Consider the following 24,110-nt stretch of genomic DNA (forward strand, 5'->3'; position numbering starts at 1 on the left):
CACCTGCTGGTGTCGCGGTCGGGCGTCAACAGGGATGAACCACCACAAACCCCGCAGAGCAGGTGCGTGGGTCGGATAACCTGTGGAGAGTGGCCAGATCATCGGGGATGCGACGACGCAAGGCCCGATTGCGCACCGTCGCCCTGATCGGCATCGACGGTTCGGGCAAGACCACTCAGGCACACCGACTGGCCGACGCGCTGACCGCCGCCGGCCGCCCCGCCACCTACCGCCGCAACGCCAGTGGCCGACGCTGGCTCGGCCGGCTCGCCCACCGACTGGGCCGACCAGACGCGCAACGGCTGGTCGGTCGGGACGGCGTGCTCGCCGTCGAGTCGGTGCTGCGTTGGCTCGCCATCGCCATCGCCCTGCTCAGCTGCCTGCTCACCGGCCGGACAGCGGTGATGGACCGCTACTCGGCCTGCCAGTACGCGAGCATCCGGGCGCATGGCGGGCAGCGCTGGGAGCGGTTCGCGCGGGCCGGCTACCGGCTGTTCCCGACGCCGCAGGTGACCTTCCTGCTCGCCGTCGATCCGGCCGAGGCGTACCGGCGAATCGAGGAACGGGGCACCGACCACGAGACGATGGGCTGGCTGACCGCTGCCGACACCGCCTACCGGACACTGCCCGAATACCCCAGCTTCGTGCTTGTGGACGCCGGGCGCCCGGCCGAGGAGGTGACCGAGCAGATCCAGGCGCACCTGGAGACCTGGCTGCCGCCGTCCGCGTCGGCCGGGGGTGACGTCGACCCGGTGGTCGTTCAGGCCCGCCCGTAGACCGGAACGGTGGCGCCGCTGGTCGGGGCGGACTCGGCCGACGCGAGGAACCGGATCACCGGCGCGATCTCGTCCGGAGTCACCCAGCGGGAATGGTCGGCGTCGGGCTGGGCCGCCCGGTTCGCCGGGGTGTCGATGACGCTGGGCAGCACGGTGTTGCAGCGCACGTGGTGGGGCCGGTACTCCACCGCGACCGCGTTGGCGAAGGCCAGCACCGCCGCCTTGGCCGTCGAGTAGCCGGCCGCGCCGCGGAACGGGGCGAGCGCCGCACGGGCCGAGACGCAGACCACCGCGCCGCCGCCGGCCGCCACCAGGTGTGGCAACGCGGCCTGGGTGACCAGGTAGGTGGGCCGCAGGTTGATGGTGAGCATCCGCTCGAACTCCTCGACCGGGGTCTCGTGCACCAGCGGACCGCTGGCGTACCCCCCGACGAGGTTGACCACCGCGCGCAGCGGCGCCGCCGGCTCGCCGGCGGCGGCCTCGACCGCCTGCGCAGCGCCCGCCGGCTCGCCCAGGTCCGCGATCACCCGGACCAGTCCGGCCGCCGCCGGCTCCGACCCGGGCCGGGTTTTCCGCTCCGGTACGACCACCCGCCAGCCCGCCTCGACGAACGCGGCGACGACAGCCCCGCCCAGCCCGCCAGAACCACCGGTCACCAACACGCTGCCCTCTGCCATGAACCCCACGCTAGTGCCCCCCACTTCCCTCCGCGTCCCTCCGCCCTCCTCCGTCGATCATGAAGTTATTGCCGTGACACGCCGAGCTGAGTGGCAACAACTTCATGATCGCGGTCTGCCGTGGGCAGAGCGGCTGGTTCGTTGGGCGTCGGGGGGCGCAGTATCGGCGGATGCGGATACTCATTCTCGGTGGCACCCGGTTTCTCGGCCGGGAAACGGCTCGGCTCGCCGTCGAGCAGGGGCATGAGGTGACCTGTGCGGCCCGGGGGCTGTCCGGCGTCGTGCCGGCCGGTGCGCGGTTCGTGTCGGCCGACCGCGACGATCCTGAGGCGCTCGTTCCGCTCGCCGACGCGGGTTTCGACGCGGTGGTCGACGTGACCCGTCAGGTCAGCCATGCCCGGCATGCCCTCGCCGCGCTCTCCGACCACGTTGGCCACTGGTCGTTCGTGTCGACGATCTCGGTGTACGCGGACTACACCACCCCGGGCCAGACCGCGGCGGACGCGCCGCTGTTGGCGCCGGCACCGCCGGACGTGGACGGTCCGATCGGCCCGGACCACCGCTGGTACGGCGAGTGCAAGGTGAGCATCGAGGAGCTGGTTCGGGAGCGGATGGGGGTGGACCGTTCGTTCGTGTGCCGGGCGGGGCTGATCGTCGGCGCTGAGGACCCGAGCGACCGCTTCCCGTACTGGGTGCGGCGGCTGTCGGCCGGTGGTGAGGTGCTGGCACCCGGACGGCCGACCGACCGGGTGCAGTTCGTGGACGTCGCCGATCTGGCACGTTGGTTGCTGCACGCCGCCGGCACCCGCCTCGCCGGCACGTACGACGGCACCGGCCCGGCGATGTCCCGGGCCGAGCTGTTGGCCGGGGTGGCCGCCGGGCTGGGCGTCGCCGATCCGCTCCTCACCTGGGTCGACCAGGAGTTCCTGCTCGCCAACGACGTACGCGAGTGGTCGGGGGAGCGGGCGTTGCCGCTCTGGGTGCGACTGCCGGAGACCGGTGGCCTGATGGACCGGGACGTCCGACCGGCCCTGGACGCCGGGTTGACGATCCGTCCGTTGTTCGACACCGTTCGGGCGACCGCGTCCTGGATGACCGCACACCCGGCCGCCGTCCGGCAGGGTGGACTCGACCCGGCGGATGAGGCGGCGATCCTGGGGAAGTGGCAGGCTGTGCGGGACCGGTGATCCCGGCTGATCACAGTTTCCCCCACCTCGGACAGTCATAGTTGACGCTCACGCTTCGTGAAAGTAAGTTTCACCCGTGGCGAAGAGTCCGAAGATTTCTGCGAGTCACGAGCCCGGTGGACTGATCGTCCACATCAGCGGGCTGTTGCCATCGCTGTCGCCCGCCGAGCAGCGGGTCGCCCGGCTGGTCGTCTCCGACCCGGCCGCCGCCGCCCGGCGAACAATCACCGACCTCGCCACCGCAGCCGAGACATCGGAGGCGACAGTCATCCGGTTCTGCCGTTCGGTGGGCATGGATGGTTACCCCCAGCTGCGCATTCGCCTCGCCGCCGAGGCCGCCCGCCGGATCGAGCCACCGGACGCCCGGGTGGTCGGCGGTGACATCCCGCCCGGCGCCGACCTGGCCCAGATCATCGCCACCATCGCGTTCAACGACGCCCGCGCGGTCGAGGAGACTGCCGAGCAACTCGACCCTGCCGTCTGCGAGCAGGTGGTCGAGGCGATCAGCGGTGCCGGCCGGATCGACATCTACGGAGCCGGCGCCAGCGGGTTCGTCGCCTCGGACTTCCAGCAGAAGCTGCACCGCATCGGCCGGATCGCGTTCTACTTCCCGGACGTGCACACCGCGCTGACCTCGGCCGCTCTCCTCGGCCGGGGTGACGTGGCGATCGGCATCTCGCACACCGGCACCACCTCCGACGTGATCGAGGTGCTGGAGCAGGCCCGTACGCGCGGTGCCGCAACCGTCGCGTTGACCAACTTCCCACGCTCGCCGATCACCGACGTGGCGGACTTCGTGCTGACCACGGCGGCTCGGGAAACCACCTACCGCTCCGGCGCGACGGCCAGCCGGTTGGCCCAGCTCACAGTTGTCGACTGCCTCTTCGTAGGGGTGGCCGCCCGCAACCGGGCCCGGGCCCGCAAGGCCCTCGAGGCGACCGCTGAGGCGGTCCAGTCGCACCGGGTGGGTGCCAACCGGAGGCGGGCATGACGGCCGGTGCGGACCTGCCCGCATCGCCCGCCCGCCCGACGGTCCGGGTGGGCGCCCCCACCGAACGGCGTAATCCGCTCAGCGTCGACCTCGACCTGATGTCGACCCGCGACGTGCTCACCGTCATCAACGAGGCGGACCGGCGAGTGCCCGCAGCGGTCGCCGCGGTGCTCGACGAGATCGCCACCACCGTCGACCTGGCGGTCGCGGCGCTTCGCGGCGGTCACCGGGTGCACTACTTCGGGGCCGGCACCTCCGGCCGACTCGGTGTGCTCGACGCCGCCGAGTTGGCCCCCACCTTCAACTCCCCCCGACACTGGTTCTGCGCACACCTCGCGGGAGGCCCGGACGCCATGTGGCGGGCCGTGGAGGACGCCGAGGACGATAACGGGGGCGGCGCGGTCGAGGCGGCGAGTTGTGTGCGCGCCGGTGACCTGGTGGTTGGTCTGGCGGCCAGCGGACGCACGCCGTACGTCCTCGGGGCGCTTGCCGCGGCCCGCGCCAACGGCGCTTCGACGGTGCTGCTCTGCGCCAATCCGGAGGCGGAGGCCGCCCGGTCGGTCGACGTGTTCATCGGGGTGGACACCGGACCCGAGGTGGTCACCGGGTCGACCCGGATGAAGGCGGGCACGGCGCAGAAGTTGGTGCTCAACACGTTCTCGACCGCCGTCATGGTGCGCCTGGGGCGGGTCTACTCGAACCTCATGATCGATATGGTGGCCACCAACGCGAAACTCCGCGGACGAATGATCTCGATTCTGGTCGAGGCCACCGGCTGCTCCGAGGACATCTCCCAGCAGGCCCTCACCAAGGCCGACGGCGACCTCAAGACGGCGCTCGTCTCCCTTGTCTCGGGCGCCGAGATCGACGCCGCACGGGCCGCGCTGGCCCGCTCGGCCGACCAGGTGCGCGGCGCCCTCGCCCTGCTCGCCTCCTAGCGCCGAGGGTCCCGGGAAGCGAACGGGGCCTCGGATTGTTCATCTAGCCCGGGGGTAATAACACCCTCGTGGATGAACCAACCGGTCCACCGGTGCGTATCTGGCAGTGACCAGGATCGCAGTGCGGTGGTGACCCGGGTCGCTGTGCCCCCGCGGCGGGTGGTGTTGCCATGGTGCGGTAACCCGTACGTGGTGCCCAGTGGCGAGCCACCCGATGGGGTGCTGACAGCAAACATGGACCGTGCTCTCAGCTACTACTCAGGCATTCGTGACACTTTCGACTCACGACGAGGAATCCCCGACACGTCTCATCTGTTGTGTAGGTGTCAGCACCGATGGGCACAGCAGAAGTTACCAGGGGCTGACAGGCGTGGGGAATGGCAAGGAACCGGGCAACCGGCGCGAGCGAGGGGACCGTGGGCAACGTGGACAAGAACATCGGCATGCGAACCGACGAGGTTGCCGAGGAGCGCGACCTGGTCGGCGTCTACCTGCACGAGATCTCCCGGACGCCACTGCTGGACGCCGCCATGGAGGTCGACCTCTCCAAGGCGATCGAGGCCGGCCTCTACGCCGAGCACCTGCTCGGTGAGGAAGCCGTTCCCGCCGGTGTCGACCGGGCCGACCTGGAGTGGCTGGTCGTCGAGGGAGAGCGGGCGAAGGACCTCTTCATCCGCGCCAACCTCCGACTGGTCGTCTCGATCGCCCGACGCTACGTGCGCTCGGGGATGCCCATGCTGGACCTGATCCAGGAGGGCAACACCGGCCTGGTCCGGGCGGTCGAGAAGTTCGACTACGAGCGCGGTTACAAGTTCTCCACCTATGCGACCTGGTGGATCCGCCAGGCGATCAGCCGGGCGATCGCCCAGCAGGAGCGCACCGTCCGTCTGCCGGTGCACCTGGTGGAGGACGTCAACCGGATGCGCAACGTGGCGCGGCAGTTGACCCGTGAGTTGGGCAGCGACCCGGAGCCGGAGCAGATCGCCAACGCCCTCGGCGTCACCGTCGAGCGGGTGAACGAGCTGCGCCGCTGGTCGCAGGACACCGTTTCGCTCGACACCCCGGTGGGCGACGATGGCGACACCAAACTCGGCGACCTGGTCGCCGACAGTGACGCGCCGTCGCCGGAGGACATCGTCCTCAGCGGCCTGGAGCGGCAGCGCATCGAGGGGCTGCTCAACCACCTCGACGACCGGTCCGCCGGCATCATGCGGGCCCGCTACGGGCTGGAGGACGGCCGGGAGCACTCGCTCACCGAGGTCGCGTCCCGGTTCTCGCTGTCCCGTGAGCGGATCCGGCAACTGGAGATCCAGGCCCTCGGCCGGCTGCGTGAGCTGGCCCGGGCCGAAGGGCTGCAGGCAGCCTGACCTGGTAGTAATGACGGCGAACGGCCGGCGTCCGATAGGGGGACGCCGGCCGTTCGCCGTTGCCGGTCGTGCTTAGCGAACCCGGCCGTAGCCCTGGATGGACATCAGGTTCATGCCGCGCTTGAGCACGTTGCGACCGGCGGTCGGCGCGTCGATCACCTGGCCGTCACCCACGTAGAGGGCGACGTGCCCGAGCCCGCTGTAGAACACCAGGTCGCCTGGGCGTAGGTCGTCCCGGCCGATGTGGGCGACCGCACTCCACTGCATCCGGGTGTTGTGTGGCAGGGACTTCCCCGCCGCCCGCCAGGCCGCCGAGGTCAGCCCGGAACAGTCGTAGCCGTTCGGCCCGTCAGCTGCCCAGACGTACGGCTTGCCCACCGCCCCGAACGCGTAGCGCACCGCCGTGCCGGCCGCACCGGCCACCGCGGGCACGTTCTTGGCCTCGGCCACTGCCGCCTTGGGGTCGGGTCGCTCGGTGGCGGCCCCGTACGCCTGCCGGCGCAGCTCGTACAGCTTGGCCAGGTCCTCCTCGATCTGCTTCTTACCCGCGGTGAGCTGACGAGCCTGCGCGGCCTGCCGGGTCAGTGTGGCGTCCAGGCGGGCCTTCTCGTCGAGCAGCCGCCTCTGGTCGGCGGTGAAACCGGAGATGCGCTCCTGCCGCTGCCGGGTCACCTGCTCCAGCGTGCCGAGCCGGTCCAGCAGCGCGGCCGAGCCGCCGGCACCCAGCAGGGCGTCCGCAGTGCGCAGGCCGCCATTCTTGTACGCGGTGGCGGCCAGCTCGGCCACGTCGGCCCGGCTCTGCTCGGCCTGCTGTTCCAGAGGGCCGATGCGGGTCTGTAATCGGGCCACGGCGGCCTCGTTGGTCTTGATCTCCTCACGCAATTTGTTGTACGACTCGACGACCCGCTCCAACTCGGCCGAGGACGTCTCGATCCGGCGGGTCAGGTCGGCGGGGGACGGCTCGGCGTGAGCCACGGCCGTCGGGGCGATCAGCGCGGCCGACATGCCGGCCAGCGCCATGGTGCGCAGCAGATTTCTCAGGGATGACAAGAGCGGAAGGCCCCTCTCCCACGGCCGTCGGGGCTGCTGATGCCCTCGACGACACCGGCCGGGGTCATCCGGGCGGACGGCACTGGGCCGGACCGGCTCGCCCAACCTAACCCGGGACGGATGTCACTCGCAGTTGAAGCAGGGGCGAAAGTTGGAAGAGTTGCGGGTCGTGCCCCTGGGTTGGGTGGCGTCATCGTGGCTGAAGACACCTGTGCGCGAGCGAATATCGCCCTTTTAGCGAGCTAGTGACAGATATGCGACTTTCATCGGTGAGGCAGTCGCGAGCCGCTAAATGCCCAGGTCGACTGGCATGGCCGCAACACAATGAAGGCCGGTGCCGGGAATCCCGTCGACAGGTAGCGATGACTGTCACCGGCGGGTCGACTCGGCCAACCGTCCCTGCGGGAGGAACCGTGAATCGTGAAGGCGCAAAGACGCGACCGCCGCGAACGGTGCCGGGTGCCCGGTCGACCCTGTTGTACGCGCGGCCCGGCATCGTCGTGACCGTCGACCGGTTCACCGTCGGCCGGACCAGTTACCGGGTCGCCGACCTGACCCATCTGCGTACCACTCGGGGCCCGCACGACCGCATCGCCGTCCGGGCCGTCGTCATCACCGCCAGCATGCTCGGCGGTGTGGGGCTGCTCCTCGGCTTCACCGGCGGTCTGCAACGCCTCAGCGCCGGGGCGTACCTGATTCTCGGCGCGGTGTTCCTGCTTCCGGCCGCGCTCGCCCTGGTCGGCGATCGCTGGCGACCACCGCCCCACGAGTTGTGGGGGTGGTACCGCGGATCGGAGGTGCTGCTGTTCAGTGCCGACGACGAGCGGCAGTTCGGCCAGGTCACCCGGGCGCTGCTGCGGGCCCGGGAGGTCAACCGCTATGGCAGCTGGGTCGACCCGCTCGCCACGGCCGACCCGTGGCGCCCCAACCGCTGACCCGGTGGGCGGTGGACCGGCGCCGGGGCGGCGTCGGCCCGCCGGCCGTTCAGTGGGCGACCGGCTCCGGAGTCCGTGCCTCCTGCGGCGCGGCCACCCAGGCGCTGACCCGGCGCTCGGCGTAGAACGAGACGAACGGCACCGTGCCGGCCAGCATCACCAGCAGCATCCGCTTCAGCGGCCAGTCGGCTCGGCGACTCAGGTCGAACGCGGCCACCAGGTAGATCATGTAGAGGAAGCCGTGCGCCGGCCCGATCGTCTCCACGACGACCGGGTTGTCGAACGCGTACTTCAGCGGCATGCCGATCACGACCAGCAGGATCAGCACCACGCCCACGATCCAGGCGATCACGCGGTACCGGGTAAGGGCAGCGCCCACCTTCGTCCGTCCTTCCGAAGCCGGCTCAGCCGGGATAGTCACCGGGCCGGGCGCCCGGATTGGCGTTCAACCATGACAGGTAGTGGTTGTAGGCGGCCAGGTCGGTGTCCTCGACGACATCGCCGGTGGAGGCCGGCACCCGGGACACCCGCACCGGGCGGCGTACCGCCGGTCGGGATCCGGTGGTGACCGTCGGCGCCGGCTCGACGGCCGGATCGGCGGGCGGCGCGTCGGCCTCCGCCTCCCGGCGACGGGCCAGCTTCACCTCGCGCCACCAGACGTAGACCACGAAGCCGGCGAAGATCGGCCACTCGACCGCGTACCCCCAGCTCAGGCTGTTGCCGGCGGTGGCCCGGCTGATCTGCCACCAGCCCAGCCCGAGGAAGCTCACGACCAGCACGACCATGGCCACATGGCGCGCGATCCACGCCGGGGTCCAGAGCCGCTTCATGGCATCGAGGGTACCGGGGGCGCTGCCGGTCTCCGACACCGTGTCGTAGTTGCCGTGTCGGAGGGGATGGTTTGGCGTCACCACGCCTGGGCAATCGTCTAGACGCCAGCCCAAACGAGATCAAGGGGGGCGATCATGACCGGATCGGTACATGCGGACGGCTCTGCCAGCGGCAGCACCGAAATGAGCCCGGAGCAGCGGGCGCCCGAGTGGGGCGGCGATCAGCTCGCCGACCCGGCCGGCGCTCCTGGTCTCGACGGCGACCTGCTCGGCATCGACCCGACCGAGCTGAGCAACGAGGACCTGATCCGCGAGATGCACAGCCTGCACCGCACCCGCCTGGACACCCTGCGGCACGCGGCGGACTCCGCACTCGCCAACCACCTGCGGCGCACGGCGGAGCTGGAGACCGAATACCTGGCCCGCCACCCGGGTCGCGAGGTCGACCCCAGCCGCCTGCGGGACGCGTGATGCCGGCGCGCGCCGTGCGCGGCATGTCCGCGCCACCCGAGGTGGTCTTCAACACGGCCACCGACCCCGACCGTGCCTCGGCCTGGCTGCCGGAGCCGCTGCGCGGCGACGGCAGCCCCGCCGCGGAGATCAGCGGCGAGGAACTGCGGGCCCGCTGGGGCGACGGGGACGCCGACGACTGGTCGGCCGAGATCCGGGTCGAGCCGGCAGACTCCGGCGGCGCCCGGATCCAGCTCGACCTGGCTGGCAGGTCCGGCGGGCCCAGCCCGGACCAACTGGCCGACGAGGCGCTCACCAACCTGGTACGCGAGGTCGCCGACAACCTCCAGGCCGGCTGAGCCGGCCACGTGGGACGCCGCTCCCGCACCACCACGACATGTGAGGAGACCGGGTGAGCGACACTGGCCTGCGACAGAAGGCGGCACGGCTGCGCCGGGCGTACGCGCCGCACGAACACCGGCCGCTCGGCGGCTACCTGGTGGCGATGGGCGCCTACGCCGGGGTGACCGGGGCTCTTGCCGGCCTGGTCAAGGCGACCGGGCGGCCGGTGCCGGAGCGTCCTGCCCCGGCCGACGTGGTGCTGCTCTCCATCGCCACGCACAAGCTGAGCCGGTTGCTGTCCAAGGACGCGGTAACCAGCCCCTTGCGGGCGCCCTTCACCCGCTACGACCGCCCGATCGGCAGCGGCGAGGTGATGGAGCAGGTCCGCGACTCGGGCAGCCCGACCCGGCACGCCATCGGCGAGTTACTGAGCTGCCCGTTCTGCCTGGCGGTCTGGGTGGCCACCGGGCTGACCGGCGGACTGGTGCTCGCACCCCGGCTCACCCGCCTGGTGGCCACCGCGCTGACGGCGGTCGCCGCGTCCGACTTCCTGCAGATGGCGTACGCGACGGCGCAGCAGGCCGCCGAGGGTGGGCACGACGACTGAACGCAGCGGGGGCCGGCGCGAGCCGGCCCCCTTTGCGCGTACGCCTCAGCGCTGCATCCCGGACCAGCCGTGCGGCGACTCCGGCTCCCGCTCGTCCTCGTCCGCCCCGGTGATGATGTCCCGATCCACCGCCGTGCGGTCGTGCTCGTTGGCGAAGTCCGGCTCGGGCGTGGTGTCCCTGCCCTTTGGAGGCTGACCCAACGCCGGCACCTTTTCTTCGTGATCCTTGTGCTGCGTCATCTCGGTGTCCCTTCTGCGGTCGCTCACCCGACGGAACCGCCCAGCAGGTCGCTTGCCTCGTCCACCGCGTACTCACCCTCGGGAAGCGCATCGATGCGGGCGAGCAGGTCCGGCGGAAGCTCGGCGGCCACCGCCCGGCGATAGATCTCCGCCTGGGTGACCCGCTCCTGGGCCCGGAAGATGTCGTCGAGCAGGTCGTCGAGGGCCCGGGTGTCCGGCTCGTCGGCCACGGATGCGTCGTCGGTCACCTCGATCAGCTACCCGGGGCGGAATCGGTCAAACGTGCCCCGCTGGCTCGTCTGCGCCGTCGGTCGATGGCCCTGCGAGGCTCCCTTTGCTCTGCACCCGCCGAGGCGACGGTCACGCGCCGTAGGCGGTGCATGGGTGGGTGCAGAGCAAAGGGAGCGGCTGATGCTGCCGGGCCGTCTCGGCCCGTCCGGCCTCGGGGTGGGGGGAGATACAGACAGCGCCGCCCCCGGCCTCGTGGGCCGGGGGCGGCGCTGGTGTCGGTGTGCAGGTCGCCTCTCGGCGAGTGGCACTGCGCGGCTCCAGCCGAACGGTATTCCGCGAAGGCTATTTAGGTGAGGCCCGGGGACACTGGACACACCGACACCCCAGTCAACGAGCCGACCCCCGCTCGTGTTCCGGGCGCCGCAGTGTCGGCGGTCACACTGTCACACAGTGGTTGGCAGGGTGGCCCGCCGGGCCCGTACGGCCGAGGCCAGGTGGTCGAGCACCTCGGCGGTGTCGTCCCAGCCGAGGCAGGCGTCGGTGACCGAGCGGCCGTACTCCAACTCCCGGGTCGGGTCGAGTTCCTGCCGGCCGGGCAGCAGGAACGATTCCAGCATCACGCCGGTGATCCCACGCTGACCGGCGGCCATCTGGGCGGCCACGTCTGCGGCGACCAGCGGCTGGTTGCGGTGGTCCTTGCCGCTGTTGGCGTGACTGGCGTCGATTACCAGCCGCTCCGGCAGGTCGGCTGCGCGCAGCAGGTCGAGCGCGCCGGCGACCGACTCCGCGTCGTAGTTGGGCCGGCCGCCCCCGCCGCGCAGCACCAGGTGCCCGTCCGTGTTGCCCCGGGTGTGCATGATCGCCGGGGTGCCGGAGAAGTCGATGCCGGGGAAGACATGCGGCACCCCGGCGGCACGGATCGCGTCTACGGCCGTGCCGATGCTGCCGTCCGGGCGGTTCTTCATGCCGATCGGCATGGACAGGCCGGAGGCGAGCTGGCGGTGCACCTGGCTCTCCACGGTGCGGGCGCCGATCGCACCCCAGGCCACCGTGTCCGCGATGTACTGCGGGGTGATCGGGTCGAGGAACTCGCAACCCACCGGCAGGCCGAGGCGCAGCACGTCGAGCAGCAGCGCCCGAGCCAGCCGCAGGCCGGTGTTGACGTCCCCGCTGCCGTCCAGGCCCGGGTCGTTGATCAGGCCCTTCCAGCCGACCGTGGAGCGTGGCTTCTCGAAGTAGACCCGCATGACGATCAGCAGGTCGTCGGCCACCCGGTCGGCTGCCGTCCGCAGCCGCTGCGCGTAGTCGAGGGCAGCGGCCGGATCGTGCACCGAGCAGGGGCCGACCACCACCAGCAGGCGATCGTCCTCGCGGTCCAGCACACGACTCACCGCGCGGCGGCCAGTCAGCACGGCCGACGCGAGCGGGGCGTCCAGGGGCAACTCGTGGTGCAGCAGGGCGGGAGTGGTCAGCGGCACAACACGGTCGATCCGCTGATCGCTGACCCGATCGGTCTCCGGGGTCGTCACGGTGGGCATCCTTTCGCCGACCGTGCCCGGGGCCGGTGCCCGGGACGAGCCGGCTGCTCGTACGCAAAAGGGCAGGAACGACAGCTCCTGCCCAGCCGGCTCGGTCCGTGGTGACGTCAGTTCATGGTGAAGTCACCGGCGTGCGAGCCGGCTGCCTAAACCATCGATAGGAACGCGTCACCGGGCCAGCGTACCCGACCGGACGCGACCACCCGGCCCGTCGTCCCAAGATGCGGGGCGAACATCGCGTGCCGGGGGCGAGGTCGGGGTAACAGGGGTGCCATGACACACGAGCAGAGCGATCAGGACCGGGTGGAGTCCCGCGCACACCACCTCCTGCCGGAGGAGACGGCGGTGGGAAGCGACGACCCGGAGGCGCAGGCGGAGGCGATCCTCGCCGAGTCGGACATCCGCGCGGCGGACCAGAACGCCGCCCCGGACACGGTGCTGGAACGTCGTACCTCGGATCAGGCCGTGGTCGCGGTCGAGCCGCCGGACTGAGTGGCCCCCGGCGGTCGGTCGGCTCGCCGACCGACCGCACGTCACCTTTCCGCCCGCGAGATCGGATAGCGTCGGGGGATGCCCGACAGTGGTTACCCCTGGCCCATTCAGACGTCTCGACTGGACAACGGCCTGCGCGTGGTGGTGAGTGAGGATCGCACCGCGCCCGCCGTGGCCGTCAACCTCTGGTACGACGTTGGCTCCCGGCACGAGCCGGCTGGGCAGACCGGTTTCGCCCACCTCTTCGAGCACCTGATGTTCGAGGGCTCGGTGAACGTGGCGAAGACCGAGCACATGAAGCTGATCCAGGGCTCCGGCGGCTCGCTCAACGCCACCACCAACCCGGATCGGACCAACTACTTCGAGACGGTCCCGGCGGAGCACCTGGAGCTGGCGCTCTGGCTGGAGGCCGACCGGATGGGCGGCCTGGTCCCCGCGCTCACCCAGGAGACGCTGGACAACCAGCGGGACGTGGTCAAGAACGAGCGCCGGCAGCGCTACGAGAACGTTCCGTACGGTGACGCCTGGCTGCGATTGCTGCCGCTGCTCTACCCGCCGGGACACCCTTACCACCACGCGACGATCGGTTCGATGGCCGACCTGAACGCCGCGGACCTCGCCACCTTCCAGGCGTTCCACCAGACCTACTACGCCCCGAACAACGCGGTGCTCACCGTGGTCGGCGACGCCACCGCGACCGACGTGTTCGCGCTGGCCGACAAGTACTTCGGCGCGTTGCCCGCCCGCGAAGACATCCCGCCGGCACCGGACGGCCGCAGCGTCCCCGCCACCGGGCAGACGGCCGTCGAGTCGGTGAGCGCCGACGTGCCCGCGCCGCGGGTGTACATCGCGCACCGCACCTATGCGTTCGGCAGCCCGGAGTACAACGTGATCACCGTGCTCGCCAGCGTCCTGGGCAGTGGCCGGGGCAGCCGGCTCTACCAGCGGCTCGCCGATGGTGAGCGGATCGCCCAGCCGGACCTGGTCGGGGCGTACGGGGTGGACCTCGCGCACGCACCAGCACCGCTGATCGCCACCGCCACCGCCCGCCCCGGAGTGAGCGCCGAGCGGCTGGCCGAAGGGCTGGCCGAGGTCGTCGACGAGCTGGCCACCGTGCCGGTCACCGCTGCCGAACTGGATCGGGCCAAGGCGTTGCTCAGCACCGGGTGGTGGCGTCAGCTGTCCACGGTCGACGGCCGCGCGGACCTGCTCGGCCGGTACGCCACGCAGTTCGGTGACCCGGCCCGCATCGCCGACCAGTTGCCGGGCCTGCTCGCGGTCACCGCCGAGCAGATCGCCGAGGCCGCGGCCGACGTGCTCGCCACCGACCGGGTGACCCTGACCTACCTGCCCGAGGAGACCTCATGACGCTGATCGCCGACCGTCCCGGCCCGGGTGCCGCCCGCCCGTACCGGTTCCCGCCGGTGGTCCGCCGCGCCGTGGCCGGTGGCCAGGTCGTCGCCGCGCACCTGCCGGGGCAGAACCTCGCCGTAGCCCTGCTGCTGCTCGACGTGGGTGCGGGCCGGGAGCCGGTCGGCAAGGAGGGCCTGTCCGGTGTGCTGGCCAAGGCATTGGAGGAGGGGACCGCGCAGCGGGACGCCGCCGCGTACGCGCTCGCTGTGGAAGGGCTCGGCACCGCGTTGTCGACCGGTCTGGACTGGGACTCGTTCCAGGCCAGCGTGGTGATCCCGGTGGACCGGCTCAGCGCGGCCGTGGAGCTGCTCGCCGAGGCGGTCCGGACGCCCAAGCTCGACCCTGCCGACGTACGAAGGGTCCGGGACGACGAGGCGACCGCACTGCGCATGGACTGGGCCAACCCGGGCCCGCGCGCCGACGCCGCGCTGCGCGCCGACCTGTTCGGCGCGCAGAACCGCTGGGGACGGTCGTTGCACGGCGACCCGGCGTCGGTCGCCGGGTTGGACGTCGAGGACGTGACCGTCTTTCACTCCGAGTGGTTCCTGCGCCCTGGCACCCTGATCGTCGCCGGCGACCTGGAGCGGATCGACCTGGACGCACTCGCTGCCGCGGCGTTCGCCGGCACCGGTGGCGGCCCGGCCGAGCGGGGCGGCCCGATCGACGTGCCGCTGCACAGCGGTCGGCGGATCATCCTGGTGGACCGGCCCGGCTCGGTGCAGTCCACGCTGCGGCTGGGCCACCCCTCACCGCACCGGGCGCACCCCGACCACGTGCCGATGGCGCTCGCCGGAACGGTGCTCGGCGGGGCGTTCACCTCCCGACTCAACCACCTGCTCCGCGAGGTGCACGGCTACACGTACGGCATTCGGGGCGACTTCGCCTCGTCGCGGCGCTTCGGTCGGTTCGCGGTCAGCTCCGGCGTGCAGACGGCGGTCACCGTGCCGGCCCTGGTCGAGGCGGTGGGCGAGATCACCCGTACCCAGGCGACCGGGGTGACCGAGGACGAGCTGGAGGTGGCCCGCTCCTGGCGGGCCGGGCAGCTCTCGGTCGAGTTGCAGAGCCCTCGGGCGATCGCCTCCGCGCTCACCACCCTGGTGGTGCACGACCTGCCGGACGACTACCACGCGCGGTTGCGCGAGTCGCTGCTCTCCGCCGATGTAAACCAGGTCTCCGCAGCGGCAGCCACCCACCTACACCCGGAATCGCTGACCCTGGTCATCGAGGGCGACGCCGCGGTAATCCGCGACGATCTGGAATCCGCCGCCCTAGGAACCCTCCTCCCCTAAGCACCACCGGCCTCGGCTTGTTGATCAAGAGGTTTGCGTCAACCGGAGCGCGATTTCTGACGCAAACCTCTTGATCACTCGGGCTGAGGGCCGGGGCGATGTGAGGTGGGACCCGGGGGGTGGGAAAGGGGTCCCGGTTTCGGGGGTGGGGTGGGTAGCCTCCGGGCATGAGGATCGGCATTGTGGGGGCCACCGGCCAGGTCGGTGGCGTGATGCGGCAGGTGCTGGCGGAGCGGGAGTTCCCAGCGGAGCAGGTGCGGTTGTTCGCCTCGGCGCGGTCCGCCGGGCGTACGCTGCCGTGGCGCGATGGCGAGGTGACCGTCGAGGACGCCGCGACCGCGGACTATTCCGAGCTGGACATCGTGCTCTTCTCGGCCGGTAAGGGCACCGCACTGGAGTTGGCGCCCCGGGTCGCCGAGGCTGGCGCCGTGGTGATCGACAACTCGTCGGCGTTCCGGATGGACCCGCAGGTGCCGCTGGTGGTCGCCGAGGTCAACCCGCACGCCGCCCTGGACCGGCCGAAGGGCATCATCGCCAACCCCAACTGCACCACTATGGCCGCGATGCCGGTCCTGCGACCGCTGCACGCCGAGGCTGGTCTGGTCGGTCTGGTCGTCTCCACCTACCAGGCTGTCTCCGGCGCTGGGCTGGCCGGCGTCGCCGAGCTGGACGAGCAGGTCCGCAAGGTCGCCGAACACGCCGCCGGGCTGGCCTTCGACGGGTCGGCCGTGGAGTTCCCCGCGCCGCGCTCGTTTGCCGAGCCGATCGCCTTCAACGTCCTCCCGCTGGCCGGTTCGATCGTCGACGACGGCTCCTTCGAGACCGACGAGGAGCAGAAGCTCCGCAACGAGAGCCGCAAGATCCTGGAGATCCCCGACCTGTTGGTCTCCGGCACCTGCGTGCGGGTGCCGGTCTTCACCGGGCACTCGCTGCAGATCAACGCCCGCTTCGCCCGGCCGCTCACCCCACAACGCGCGCACGAGCTGTTGGCCGACGCGCCCGGGGTGGCGCTGACCGCCGTCCCGACGCCGTTGCAGGCCGCCGGCCAGGACCCGACCTACGTGGGCCGGATCCGCGCGGACGAGACCGTCGAGTACGGGCTGGCCCTGTTCTGCGCCAACGACAACCTGCGCAAGGGCGCCGCGCTGAACGCGGTGCAACTCGCTGAGCTGGTCGCCGCCGAGCGGCGCTGACCGGGCCGACGCAGACACCGAACACCGAGCCCTCGCCGTACGTCGGTGAGGGCTCGGTGCCGTCGCTGGCAGTCACCGGCGACAGCCGGCAGGTCGTGCTTGGATGGGTCGGAGACGAACGTCCAACCTGGAGGACACCATGCCGGATGACCGCACCCAGCAGGCGTTGACCGACCTGGTGGCCGGACGCTCGATGGGCGTGCTCGCCACCATCAAACGGGACGGGCGTCCGCAGCTGTCGACCGTGCTCTACTCCTTCGACCGGGACGCGGGCCTGATCCGGGTCTCGGTCACCGACGGCCGCGCCAAGACCGCCAACCTGCGCCGCGACCCGCGTGCCAGCTTCCACGTCAGCAGCGAGGACGGCTGGGCGTACGCGGTGGTCGAGGGTCGCGCTGAACTGACCCCGCCGGCCACCCAGCTCGGCGACGAGACGGTCGAGGAGTTGGTGGCGCTCTACCGGGGGCTGAGCGGCGAACACCCCGACTGGGACGAGTACCGGCAGGCCATGGTCGACGAGGGACGGATCGTGCTACGCCTGCACGTCGAGCGGCTCTACGGCATGCCGCCCCGAGGCTGACCCGCCCACAGTCGATCAGCTTGGCTCGATCACGGTCACGCCGGGCCAACGCTGCGCCGGCCGGTGCCGGGCCAACCGCTGTCGGGACTGGGCCACGTCCACCCGGGCCGGGTTGTGCCGCCACACCCCGCCCAGCAGATCTGTCAGGCCGTACGGGGCACAGACCTTGAGCCGGCCAGCCGGGTCCAGGCGGACCGCCACCGCTGTCGCGTACTCCGGCCAGGTGGCGACCGCCTCGGCCACGCTGCGGTACGGCTCGATCGGGTCGCCGCCGAACTTGGCCGCGTACCAGGTGTGCACCGCCGCCTGGTTGCGTGCCTGCCACGGCGGCTCGGGCCAGGCCCTGACCAGCCCGGCGGTGGCGCGGTCATCGTCGGCACGGGTCAGCCTTGCCGGGTCGAAGAAGACCACGTCTACATCTCGGACCCGCGCCGGGTCGAACCCGTCGCCGTATCGCTCGCCCCAGACCAGGTCGCGCAGGGCTCCCGCGCCGATCCAGGCGTCCGGCAGCCCGGAGTCACGCACCACCTTCAGTGCCCTAGTCAGCCAACTGCTGGCCGCGACCAGCTCCTGCAGCTCATCCTCCATTCGCTCACGGTAGGCAGCGGCGCCGCCGCCTGCCCGCCCGGACCAGCAGCGGCCGGCACGAGCTACGCGACTGCGCCGCCCGCACGGTTAGCTCACGGGGACGTCGGCGTTACCTCCTCCCGGGCGGCGGGTAGACGACCGTGCCGACACCGAGAGGGGAGCACCATGACAACGGTCGGAGAGTTCATGACGACCCGGTTGGTGACGATGGACGGCAACGACACGCTCATCGCAGCCGCGCAGGAGATGCGGGACAGCGCGATCGGCGATGTGGTGGTGACCAACGGCGACAGTGTGGTCGGCATCGTCACGGACCGGGACATCACGGTCCGAGGTGTCGCGGAGAACATGGACCCGGGCTCGACCCGGTTGAACCAGATCACCACTCGCGATGTGATCACCGTGAGTCAGCACGACGACGCGGTGGCCGCCGCGGACCTGATGCGCACGTACGCCGTACGCCGGCTTCCGGTGGTCGACGACGGGCGTCTGGTCGGCCTGGTCTCGATGGGTGACCTCGCGGTCGAGCGCGAACCGCAGTCGGTCCTGGCCGACATCAGCGCCGACGACCCGAACAACTGACCGTCCGCCGCGGGCGCGCGCCGGCTCTCCCCCTGGGGAGGGCCGGCGCTGCGGTGTCCCCACCCCACGGCCGGGGCAAGACCGGGGCACGGCCGCAGGTGGGGGCAGGGGTCACCCCAATTGGGCGAGGTTGGGTGGGGCAGCGGCGGGCACCCGTGCGGGGACGTGTGACGCCGGCCGTCCGCGCGACGCGAGCGCGGTGGGTGGGATCCCGGGCCCGGCAACTGGGAGGAGTGGACCCGATGGTGGACGCGACCACGAGGTTCTTCGAGGATCTGGACCGGCGGGGGTACGAGCCCCTGCTGGCCAAGACCTCCGGGACGCTGCGTATCGACCTGCACGAGGGGGCACAGACCCGACACTGGCTGCTGCGGATCGACCACGGTCGGCTGAACGTGAGTCAGGAGGACCGGGAGGCCGACACGGTGATCGGGGCGAGCCCTGTCCTGTTCGACGACATCGCCGCAGGTCGCGAGCATGGTCTGGCGGCGCTGTTGCGGGGGGACATGACGGTGACGGGCGACGCTCGTCTCGTCGTACAGGTGGAGCGGATCTTCCCGGGTTCCCCGGACGCCCGCGGGCCCCGTCGGCGTTTCGTGGGGGAGGTGCACTGATGGGGCAGAGCAACACGATCCGGATCCTGGACGGCAACACGTTCGTCGTCTGCGAGGACACCGGTGACATCGAGGCGACGCCGAGCGAGCCGACCGGGCTCTTCTCCATCGACACCCGATTCCTGTCGACCTGGGTGCTGACCGTCAACGGAGAGCGACTCAACTCGCTCTCCTTCGACGACCTGCAGTACTTCGAGTCGCGGTTCTTTCTCGTTCCGGGGATGGCGACGCACTACGTGGACGCGAAGCTTTCGATCATCCGGGAGCGCGCGGTGGGCGGCAGCTTCCGGGAACAGTTGACCATCCTCAACCATGACGAGAAGCCGGTCGACCTGGAAGTCCGGATGGACGCCGCGTCGGACTTCGCCGACCTGTTCCAGGTCAAGGACGAGATCCTGAACAAGAAGGGCGAGATCTACACCGAGGTGGAGTCGGATCGGCTGCGGTTGGGGTACCGCCGGGGCAACTTCCGGCGGGAGACCGTCATCTCGTCGTCGATGTCGGCCCGGTACGACAGCAAGGGCTTCGCGTACACCGTGCACCTGGAGCCCAACGAGCAGTGGGAAGCCTCGATCGACGTCCAGACGCACGCGGTCGGGCCCGGCGGCCGGGACCTGCGTCTCGGGTTGCGCAAGCACGGCACCGAGCGGCTCGCCCTGCAGCACGACCTGGAGCAGTGGATCGCCGACGCGCCCAAGGTCAACAGTGAGCACGGCCGGGTGGCCAGCACCTACCGGCGAAGCCTGATCGACCTGGCGGCGCTGCGCTTCTCGCCGCTGTCGCTCGGCGGCGCCACCCTGCCGGCCGCCGGCCTGCCCTGGTTCATGACCATGTTCGGCCGCGACAGCATCCTCACCTGCCTGCAGACACTGCCGTTCACCCCGCAGTTGTCGAAGACGACGCTGCGCATCCTGGCGTCTTTGCAGGGCAGCCGGTTCGACGACTTCCGGGACGAGGACCCCGGGCGCATCCTGCACGAGATGCGCTACGGCGAGACCGCGGCCTTCGAGGAGCAGCCACACTCGCCGTACTACGGCTCGGTGGACGCGACGCCGCTGTTCGTCGTGCTGCTCGACGAGTACGAGCGGTGGAGCGGGGACGCCGCCCTGGTCAAGGAGTTGGAGCAGGAGTCCCGGGCGGCGCTGAGGTGGATCGACAACTACGCCGATCTGGTCGGTAACGGCTACATCTGGTACGAGCGGCGCAACACCGATACCGGCCTGGAGAACCAGTGCTGGAAGGACTCCTGGGACTCGATCTCCTACTCCGACGGCACACTGCCGCCGTTCCCGCGGGCCACCTGCGAGGTGCAGGGGTACGCGTACGACGCGAAGGTCCGCGCGGCCCGGCTGGCTCGCGAGTTCTGGGGTGACCCGGAGTTCGCCGACCAGTTGGAGCGGGAGGCGGCAGATCTGAAGGAGCGGTTCAACCGGGACTGGTGGGTGGCCGACGGTGAGTTCTTCGCCCTGGCCCTGGACCCGGACGGCCGCCAGTGCGACATCCTCAGCTCCAACATCGGCCATCTGCTGTGGAGCGGGATCGTCGAGCCCGAACGGGCGGAGAAATTGGCCGCGCACCTGGTCGGGCCACGGCTCTTCTCTGGCTGGGGGGTGCGCACGCTCGCTGAGGGGGAGGCCCGGTACAACCCGATCGGCTACCACAACGGCACGATCTGGCCGTTCGACAACTCGTTCATCGCCTGGGGTCTGCGCCGCTACGGCTTCGCCGAGGAGGCCGCGACCATCGCCAACGGCATCCTGGACGCGGCCACGTACTTCGACGGTCGGTTGCCGGAGGCGTTCGGCGGCTACCCGCGGGAGCTGACCAAGTTCCCGGTGGAGTACCCGACGGCGTGCAGCCCGCAGGCCTGGTCGACAGGTACGCCGCTGTTGCTGCTGCGCACCATGCTCGGCCTGGAGCCGCACGACGGTCACCTGGCGGTCGAGCCACGGCTGCCGGTGGGGATGGGCCGCATCGAGGTGCTGGACATCCCGGGCCGCTGGGGTCGGGTGGACGCGTTCGCCCGGGGTCGACTGGACCTGGACAACCTCGCCGACTGACCCGATTCGAGCGCCGTACCCGGCGGTGGCGCGCAGCCCGCGTCGCCGCCGGTTCGCCACCCAGCCGATCTCCAGCCGGTCAGGGTAGATTCTGCCAATGCCGGAGCTCGTGTACCCGCCCGTTATCGCCACCGCCAAGACGCTGTTCCGGGTCCTCGACCTGAAGATCACCATCGAGGGCGCCCACCACGTACCCCGCACGGGCGGGGCGGTGCTGGCCAGCAATCACGTCAGCTACCTCGACTTCATCTTCGCCGGTCTGGGCGCTAACGCGTCGGGTCGGCTGGTCCGGTTCATGGCCAAGGACTCGGTCTTCACGCACAAGATCTCCGGCCCGCTGATGCGCGGCATGCGGCACATCCCGGTGGACCGGCAGGCCGGCGCGGCCTCGTTCCGTGCCGCCGTCGCCGCTCTCAAGAGCGGCGAGGTCGTCGGCGTGTTCCCCGAGGCGACGATCAGCCGGTCGTTCACCGTCAAGGAGCTCAAGAGCGGCACGGTCCGGATGGCCCGCTCGGCGAAGGTGCCGGTGTTGCCGGTCGCGCTGTGGGGCACCCAGCGGCTCTGGACCAAGGGTCGCCCGCGCACCCTCACCCGCCGGCACACGCCGATCACCATCCTGATCGGTGAGCCGATCGACCCGGCGGACTTCCCGGACCCGAACGTGCTGGCCGCCGAGCTGACCACCCGGCTCAGCGCCCTCGTCGACCGGGCGCAGCGGGATTACCCCGACGCGCCGGGCGGCCCGGACGACACCTGGTGGCTGCCCGCGCACCTGGGCGGCAGCGCGCCCACGCCGGAGGAGGCCGCCGCCCTGGACGCTGCCGCCGAAGAGCGCACGCCCAGCACCTGACGTCGAGTTGGCCGGATCGTTCCGCACCGGGGCAGAATGGTGTCTGCCGGTGCGGCTGCCAACCGGTCAGGATCTTCAGTCATGAGCAGAGCAGCACTCGTCGTCATCGATGCCCAAGAGTCCTTCCGTCAGCGCCCGATCTGGGCGTACGGCTCCAACCCGGACCTGGTCCGGCAGGTCGACCGGCTGGTCGCCGCCGCCCGGGAGCGTGGTGACCTGGTGGTCTGGGTCCTGCACTCCGAGCCCGGCACCGGCACCCTCTTCGACCCTGCCCTCGGGTACGTGCGGTTGCTCGACGGGCTGGTGCCCGCCGACCGTGAGCCGATCTTGGTCAAGACCGCGCACAACGCGTTCACCACGACGAACCTTCAGCAGTTGCTCACCCATGCCGGCATCCAGGACATCACCGTCTGCGGCATTCGCACCGAGCAGTGCGTGGAGACCACCACCCGGGTCGGCTCCGACCTGGGGTACCGAATGACGTTCGTGAGCGACGCCACGCTGACGTTCCCCATCCCGCACTGGGACCTGCCGGAGACCGCCACGGTCGCGGAGATCCTCGCCGACCCGCGCACCCTCACCAACGAGGCGATCGTCACCCGCACCGAGTACGCGCTGGCTGGCCGCTTCGCGACCATCCGGACCGTGGACGAGGTGACCGGCGCGAACCTCGCCGGCAGCCGGAGCTGACGTCGTGACCCGGGTCGTCTTCCTGCTGGTCCCACAGCTGCACCTGCTGGACCTCGCCGGGCCAGCCCAGGTCTTCTCCAGCGCCGCCGACCTCGGGTACGACTATCGGCTGCACTACGTCGCCGAGCGCGAGCAGGTGCCGACGGTCCAGGGCGTACCGCTGGTCGCCGACGTCCGGTGGCCCGAGCTGACCCCGGACGACCTGCTGATCGTGCCCGGTTGGCGGCCGGCGGCGCACGGGCCGCAGGGGCCGGTGTCCCCCGGCGACCTGCGGCGGCTCGCCGAGCACCACGCGGCCGGCGGCACGGTGGCCAGCGTCTGCGCCGGGGCGTACGCCCTCGGGCGGGCCGGGCTGCTCGACGGCCGACGCTGCACCACCACCCACCACGAGGTGCAGGACGACCTGGCCCGCCGGCACCCGGCGGCCCAGGTCACCCGCGACGTGCTCTACGTGGTGGACGATCGGGTGGTCACCTCCGCTGGCATTGCCAGTGGCATCGACGTGGCGTTGCACCTGGTGGCGACCCGGCACGGCCCGGCGACCGCCGCGAAGATCGCCCGCACGCTTGTCGTCTACGCCCGCCGTAACGGGCACGAGCAGCAGGCCAGCGCGATGATGCGGCACCGCTCGCACCTGTCCGACTCGGTGCACCGGGTGCAGGATCTGATCGACAGCCGGTACGCCGAGCCCTTGCCACTGGCCGAGCTGGCCGCAGCCGGCGGCGTGGCCGAGCGGACGCTGACCCGGTTGTTCCGCGCGAGCACCGGCCTCACCCCGCTCGGCTATCAGCAACTGCTGCGGGTCGAACGGGCCGAGCACCTGATCGGGCACGGGACGACGGTGGAGGCCGCCGCGCGGACCGTCGGCTTTACCGATGCCCGGATGCTGCGCCGCCTGCGAGCCCGCCCCAGGAGGTCGGCTCCGGTCTTGAGCGGTAGTAGTCGTCCCGGGAGTGGAACTCCACCGGCAGCGAGCCGGGCAGCGTGACCCGGGTGTCGCCGGCGAGCAGGCTGGGGCCGGCCCGCAGTAGCAGCACGTCGCGCTCCTGAGCCGAGAGGTCGACAAGTTGCGGGCGGGTGAGCCGGAACATGGCCACCGCCCGGCGAACCTGCCGGGCCAGCGCCACGACCTCGGCGGCCGCTCCGCTGAGGGCCAACGCCGGCTGCTGGATGGTGCGCAGCGCGTCGCAGACGATCAGCAACTGCGCCGGGTCGTCCTGTGGGGTCGCCGGCAGCTCCAACCGGGACGGCCACTGCCAGCGAATCTGCCCGCTCATCAGGCCGTTCAGTCGAGCGGGCGGCCGTGCCCGGTGCGTGCTCTCGGCGACCAGCGACAGCTGCGAGCCACTGCCCACCCAGCAGATCCGCTGATCGGTGACGGTAACCGCGACCGGCTCGGGCAGCTGCCAACGGCGTCGCGCCTCGCTCGGCCCGAGTAGGTAGCCCGCGACCAGCAGTTGGTGACGCCCGAGCACCCGCTCACCGGGCCGAGGTCGCAGATTGTAGCGGCGGTCCAGGGTCGGCCCCACGTCGTCGTCCGGAGCGTCGAACCGGTGGGGACCGATAAAGAAGGGGGACGTGTCGGCGTGCATCGTCACGA

At 71.1% G+C, this 24,110-nt stretch carries 29 protein-coding genes; 20 read left to right on the top strand and 9 right to left on the bottom strand.

Translation table 11 applies throughout. The features are described from left to right. Positions 1-107 precede the first annotated feature (107 nt). The gene (locus IF46_RS0110525; protein WP_157562908.1) at positions 108-776 is read left to right on the top strand and encodes a thymidylate kinase; all 669 of its coding nucleotides are present in this window, start codon (positions 108-110) and stop codon (positions 774-776) included. Here the strand turns inward: IF46_RS0110525 and IF46_RS0110530 are convergent. Next, a complete protein-coding gene (locus IF46_RS0110530) occupies positions 761-1,453 on the bottom strand; it encodes an SDR family NAD(P)-dependent oxidoreductase (protein ID WP_030488121.1) in 693 nt (230 codons plus the stop codon). The genes IF46_RS0110525 and IF46_RS0110530 overlap by 16 nt on opposite strands. A gap of 170 nt (positions 1,454-1,623) precedes the next feature. Here IF46_RS0110530 and IF46_RS0110535 point away from each other — a divergent pair, with 170 nt between their 5' ends. From IF46_RS0110535 to IF46_RS0110550, 4 genes are all read left to right on the top strand, one after another. Continuing rightward, a complete protein-coding gene (locus tag IF46_RS0110535; RefSeq protein ID WP_036391681.1) occupies positions 1,624-2,640 on the top strand; it encodes an NAD-dependent epimerase/dehydratase family protein in 1,017 nt (338 codons plus the stop codon). Positions 2,641-2,716: 76 nt separating this feature from the next. Then, on the top strand, positions 2,717-3,631 hold the full coding sequence (locus tag IF46_RS0110540) for a MurR/RpiR family transcriptional regulator (protein ID WP_030488123.1): 915 nt from the start codon (positions 2,717-2,719) through the stop codon (positions 3,629-3,631). Beyond that, a complete protein-coding gene (murQ, locus tag IF46_RS0110545) occupies positions 3,628-4,569 on the top strand; it encodes an N-acetylmuramic acid 6-phosphate etherase (RefSeq protein WP_051723823.1) in 942 nt (313 codons plus the stop codon). Before IF46_RS0110540 ends, murQ begins: the two co-directional genes overlap by 4 nt. A 377-nt stretch (positions 4,570-4,946) precedes the next feature. After that, positions 4,947-5,936, top strand: a complete 990-nt coding sequence (locus tag IF46_RS0110550) for a sigma-70 family RNA polymerase sigma factor (protein ID WP_030488125.1) — start codon at positions 4,947-4,949, stop codon at positions 5,934-5,936. Between the two features lie 72 nt (positions 5,937-6,008). Here the strand turns inward: IF46_RS0110550 and IF46_RS0110555 are convergent, their stop codons facing one another. Then, positions 6,009-6,986 carry a C40 family peptidase gene (locus tag IF46_RS0110555; RefSeq protein WP_030488126.1) on the bottom strand — a complete coding sequence of 326 codons (978 nt, stop codon included), beginning with the start codon at positions 6,984-6,986 and terminating at the stop codon, positions 6,009-6,011. Positions 6,987-7,399: 413 nt separating this feature from the next. Between IF46_RS0110555 and IF46_RS0110560 the strand changes: the two genes are divergently transcribed. Beyond that, the gene (locus IF46_RS0110560; protein ID WP_030488127.1) at positions 7,400-7,921 is read left to right on the top strand and encodes a DUF6232 family protein; all 522 of its coding nucleotides are present in this window, start codon (positions 7,400-7,402) and stop codon (positions 7,919-7,921) included. 49 nt (positions 7,922-7,970) lie between these two features. On the opposite strand, the gene IF46_RS0110565 is transcribed toward IF46_RS0110560, so the two are convergent. Both IF46_RS0110565 and IF46_RS0110570 read right to left on the bottom strand, forming a co-directional pair. Beyond that, positions 7,971-8,300: a DUF3817 domain-containing protein gene (locus IF46_RS0110565; protein ID WP_030488128.1), complete on the bottom strand. Its 330-nt coding sequence runs from the start codon at positions 8,298-8,300 to the stop codon at positions 7,971-7,973. A 25-nt stretch (positions 8,301-8,325) separates the two neighbouring features. After that, complete coding sequence (locus IF46_RS0110570) at positions 8,326-8,751, bottom strand: hypothetical protein (protein WP_198041414.1); 426 nt, start codon at positions 8,749-8,751, stop codon at positions 8,326-8,328. A gap of 132 nt (positions 8,752-8,883) precedes the next feature. Between IF46_RS0110570 and IF46_RS0110575 the strand changes: the two genes are divergently transcribed. From IF46_RS0110575 to IF46_RS0110585, 3 genes are read left to right on the top strand one after another with little or no spacing between them, the layout of a single operon-like run. Beyond that, positions 8,884-9,222 (top strand): DUF6158 family protein, encoded by a 339-nt coding sequence (locus IF46_RS0110575; protein WP_420063558.1) that lies wholly within the window; start codon positions 8,884-8,886, stop codon positions 9,220-9,222. Next, positions 9,222-9,560, top strand: coding sequence for an SRPBCC family protein (locus tag IF46_RS0110580; RefSeq protein ID WP_030488131.1), 339 nt, complete (start codon positions 9,222-9,224; stop codon positions 9,558-9,560). The genes IF46_RS0110575 and IF46_RS0110580 overlap by 1 nt, the downstream gene beginning before the upstream one ends. 53 nt (positions 9,561-9,613) lie before the next feature. Further along, positions 9,614-10,150, top strand: coding sequence for a DUF1360 domain-containing protein (locus IF46_RS0110585; protein ID WP_030488132.1), 537 nt, complete (start codon positions 9,614-9,616; stop codon positions 10,148-10,150). A 45-nt stretch (positions 10,151-10,195) separates the two neighbouring features. Here IF46_RS0110585 and IF46_RS0110590 read toward each other — a convergent pair whose 3' ends face one another. The 3 genes from IF46_RS0110590 to IF46_RS0110600 all read right to left on the bottom strand — a co-directional run bounded on the left by IF46_RS0110590 (position 10,196) and on the right by IF46_RS0110600 (position 12,159). Then, positions 10,196-10,390, bottom strand: a complete 195-nt coding sequence (locus tag IF46_RS0110590; RefSeq protein WP_030488133.1) for a hypothetical protein — start codon at positions 10,388-10,390, stop codon at positions 10,196-10,198. A gap of 23 nt (positions 10,391-10,413) precedes the next feature. After that, positions 10,414-10,647 carry a hypothetical protein gene (locus IF46_RS0110595; RefSeq protein WP_420063559.1) on the bottom strand — a complete coding sequence of 78 codons (234 nt, stop codon included), beginning with the start codon at positions 10,645-10,647 and terminating at the stop codon, positions 10,414-10,416. Positions 10,648-11,064: 417 nt separating this feature from the next. Then, positions 11,065-12,159, bottom strand: coding sequence for a 3-deoxy-7-phosphoheptulonate synthase (locus IF46_RS0110600; protein ID WP_030488135.1), 1,095 nt, complete (start codon positions 12,157-12,159; stop codon positions 11,065-11,067). 273 nt (positions 12,160-12,432) lie between these two features. Here IF46_RS0110600 and IF46_RS0110605 point away from each other — a divergent pair, with 273 nt between their 5' ends. The 5 genes from IF46_RS0110605 to IF46_RS0110625 all read left to right on the top strand — a co-directional run bounded on the left by IF46_RS0110605 (position 12,433) and on the right by IF46_RS0110625 (position 17,126). Further along, positions 12,433-12,651, top strand: a complete 219-nt coding sequence (locus tag IF46_RS0110605) for a hypothetical protein (protein ID WP_030488136.1) — start codon at positions 12,433-12,435, stop codon at positions 12,649-12,651. 78 nt (positions 12,652-12,729) lie between these two features. After that, positions 12,730-14,019, top strand: coding sequence for a M16 family metallopeptidase (locus tag IF46_RS0110610; RefSeq protein ID WP_030488137.1), 1,290 nt, complete (start codon positions 12,730-12,732; stop codon positions 14,017-14,019). After that, positions 14,016-15,353 carry a M16 family metallopeptidase gene (locus IF46_RS0110615; protein ID WP_030488138.1) on the top strand — a complete coding sequence of 446 codons (1,338 nt, stop codon included), beginning with the start codon at positions 14,016-14,018 and terminating at the stop codon, positions 15,351-15,353. Before IF46_RS0110610 ends, IF46_RS0110615 begins: the two co-directional genes overlap by 4 nt. A gap of 167 nt (positions 15,354-15,520) precedes the next feature. Further along, entirely contained in the window at positions 15,521-16,546 is a 1,026-nt protein-coding gene (locus IF46_RS0110620) for an aspartate-semialdehyde dehydrogenase (protein WP_030488139.1), read from the top strand. 139 nt (positions 16,547-16,685) lie between these two features. Continuing rightward, positions 16,686-17,126 (top strand): PPOX class F420-dependent oxidoreductase, encoded by a 441-nt coding sequence (locus IF46_RS0110625; RefSeq protein WP_030488140.1) that lies wholly within the window; start codon positions 16,686-16,688, stop codon positions 17,124-17,126. A gap of 15 nt (positions 17,127-17,141) precedes the next feature. Here IF46_RS0110625 and IF46_RS0110630 read toward each other — a convergent pair whose 3' ends face one another. After that, a complete protein-coding gene (locus tag IF46_RS0110630; protein WP_030488141.1) occupies positions 17,142-17,714 on the bottom strand; it encodes a nucleotidyltransferase family protein in 573 nt (190 codons plus the stop codon). A 165-nt stretch (positions 17,715-17,879) separates the two neighbouring features. On the opposite strand from IF46_RS0110630, the gene IF46_RS0110635 reads away from it, so the two are divergent. The 6 genes from IF46_RS0110635 to IF46_RS0110660 all read left to right on the top strand — a co-directional run bounded on the left by IF46_RS0110635 (position 17,880) and on the right by IF46_RS0110660 (position 23,498). Further along, entirely contained in the window at positions 17,880-18,296 is a 417-nt protein-coding gene (locus tag IF46_RS0110635) for a CBS domain-containing protein (protein WP_030488142.1), read from the top strand. A 242-nt stretch (positions 18,297-18,538) separates the two neighbouring features. Beyond that, on the top strand, positions 18,539-18,910 hold the full coding sequence (locus IF46_RS0110640) for an SCP2 sterol-binding domain-containing protein (protein ID WP_030488143.1): 372 nt from the start codon (positions 18,539-18,541) through the stop codon (positions 18,908-18,910). Beyond that, entirely contained in the window at positions 18,910-20,970 is a 2,061-nt protein-coding gene (locus IF46_RS0110645; RefSeq protein ID WP_030488144.1) for a glycogen debranching N-terminal domain-containing protein, read from the top strand. The genes IF46_RS0110640 and IF46_RS0110645 overlap by 1 nt, the downstream gene beginning before the upstream one ends. Positions 20,971-21,067: 97 nt before the next feature. Then, positions 21,068-21,820 (top strand): lysophospholipid acyltransferase family protein, encoded by a 753-nt coding sequence (locus IF46_RS0110650; RefSeq protein WP_030488145.1) that lies wholly within the window; start codon positions 21,068-21,070, stop codon positions 21,818-21,820. 81 nt (positions 21,821-21,901) lie between these two features. Continuing rightward, positions 21,902-22,510: an isochorismatase family protein gene (locus tag IF46_RS0110655; RefSeq protein ID WP_030488146.1), complete on the top strand. Its 609-nt coding sequence runs from the start codon at positions 21,902-21,904 to the stop codon at positions 22,508-22,510. A 4-nt stretch (positions 22,511-22,514) separates the two neighbouring features. Next, positions 22,515-23,498 (top strand): GlxA family transcriptional regulator, encoded by a 984-nt coding sequence (locus tag IF46_RS0110660; RefSeq protein ID WP_084597859.1) that lies wholly within the window; start codon positions 22,515-22,517, stop codon positions 23,496-23,498. Here IF46_RS0110660 and IF46_RS33745 read toward each other — a convergent pair. Continuing rightward, on the bottom strand, positions 23,380-24,102 hold the full coding sequence (locus tag IF46_RS33745; RefSeq protein ID WP_157562871.1) for a hypothetical protein: 723 nt from the start codon (positions 24,100-24,102) through the stop codon (positions 23,380-23,382). The genes IF46_RS0110660 and IF46_RS33745 overlap by 119 nt on opposite strands. Positions 24,103-24,110 lie beyond the last annotated feature (8 nt).

It is taken from the genome of Micromonospora chokoriensis, assembly GCF_000718555.1.
GTDB lineage: Bacteria > Actinomycetota > Actinomycetes > Mycobacteriales > Micromonosporaceae > Micromonospora > Micromonospora chokoriensis_B.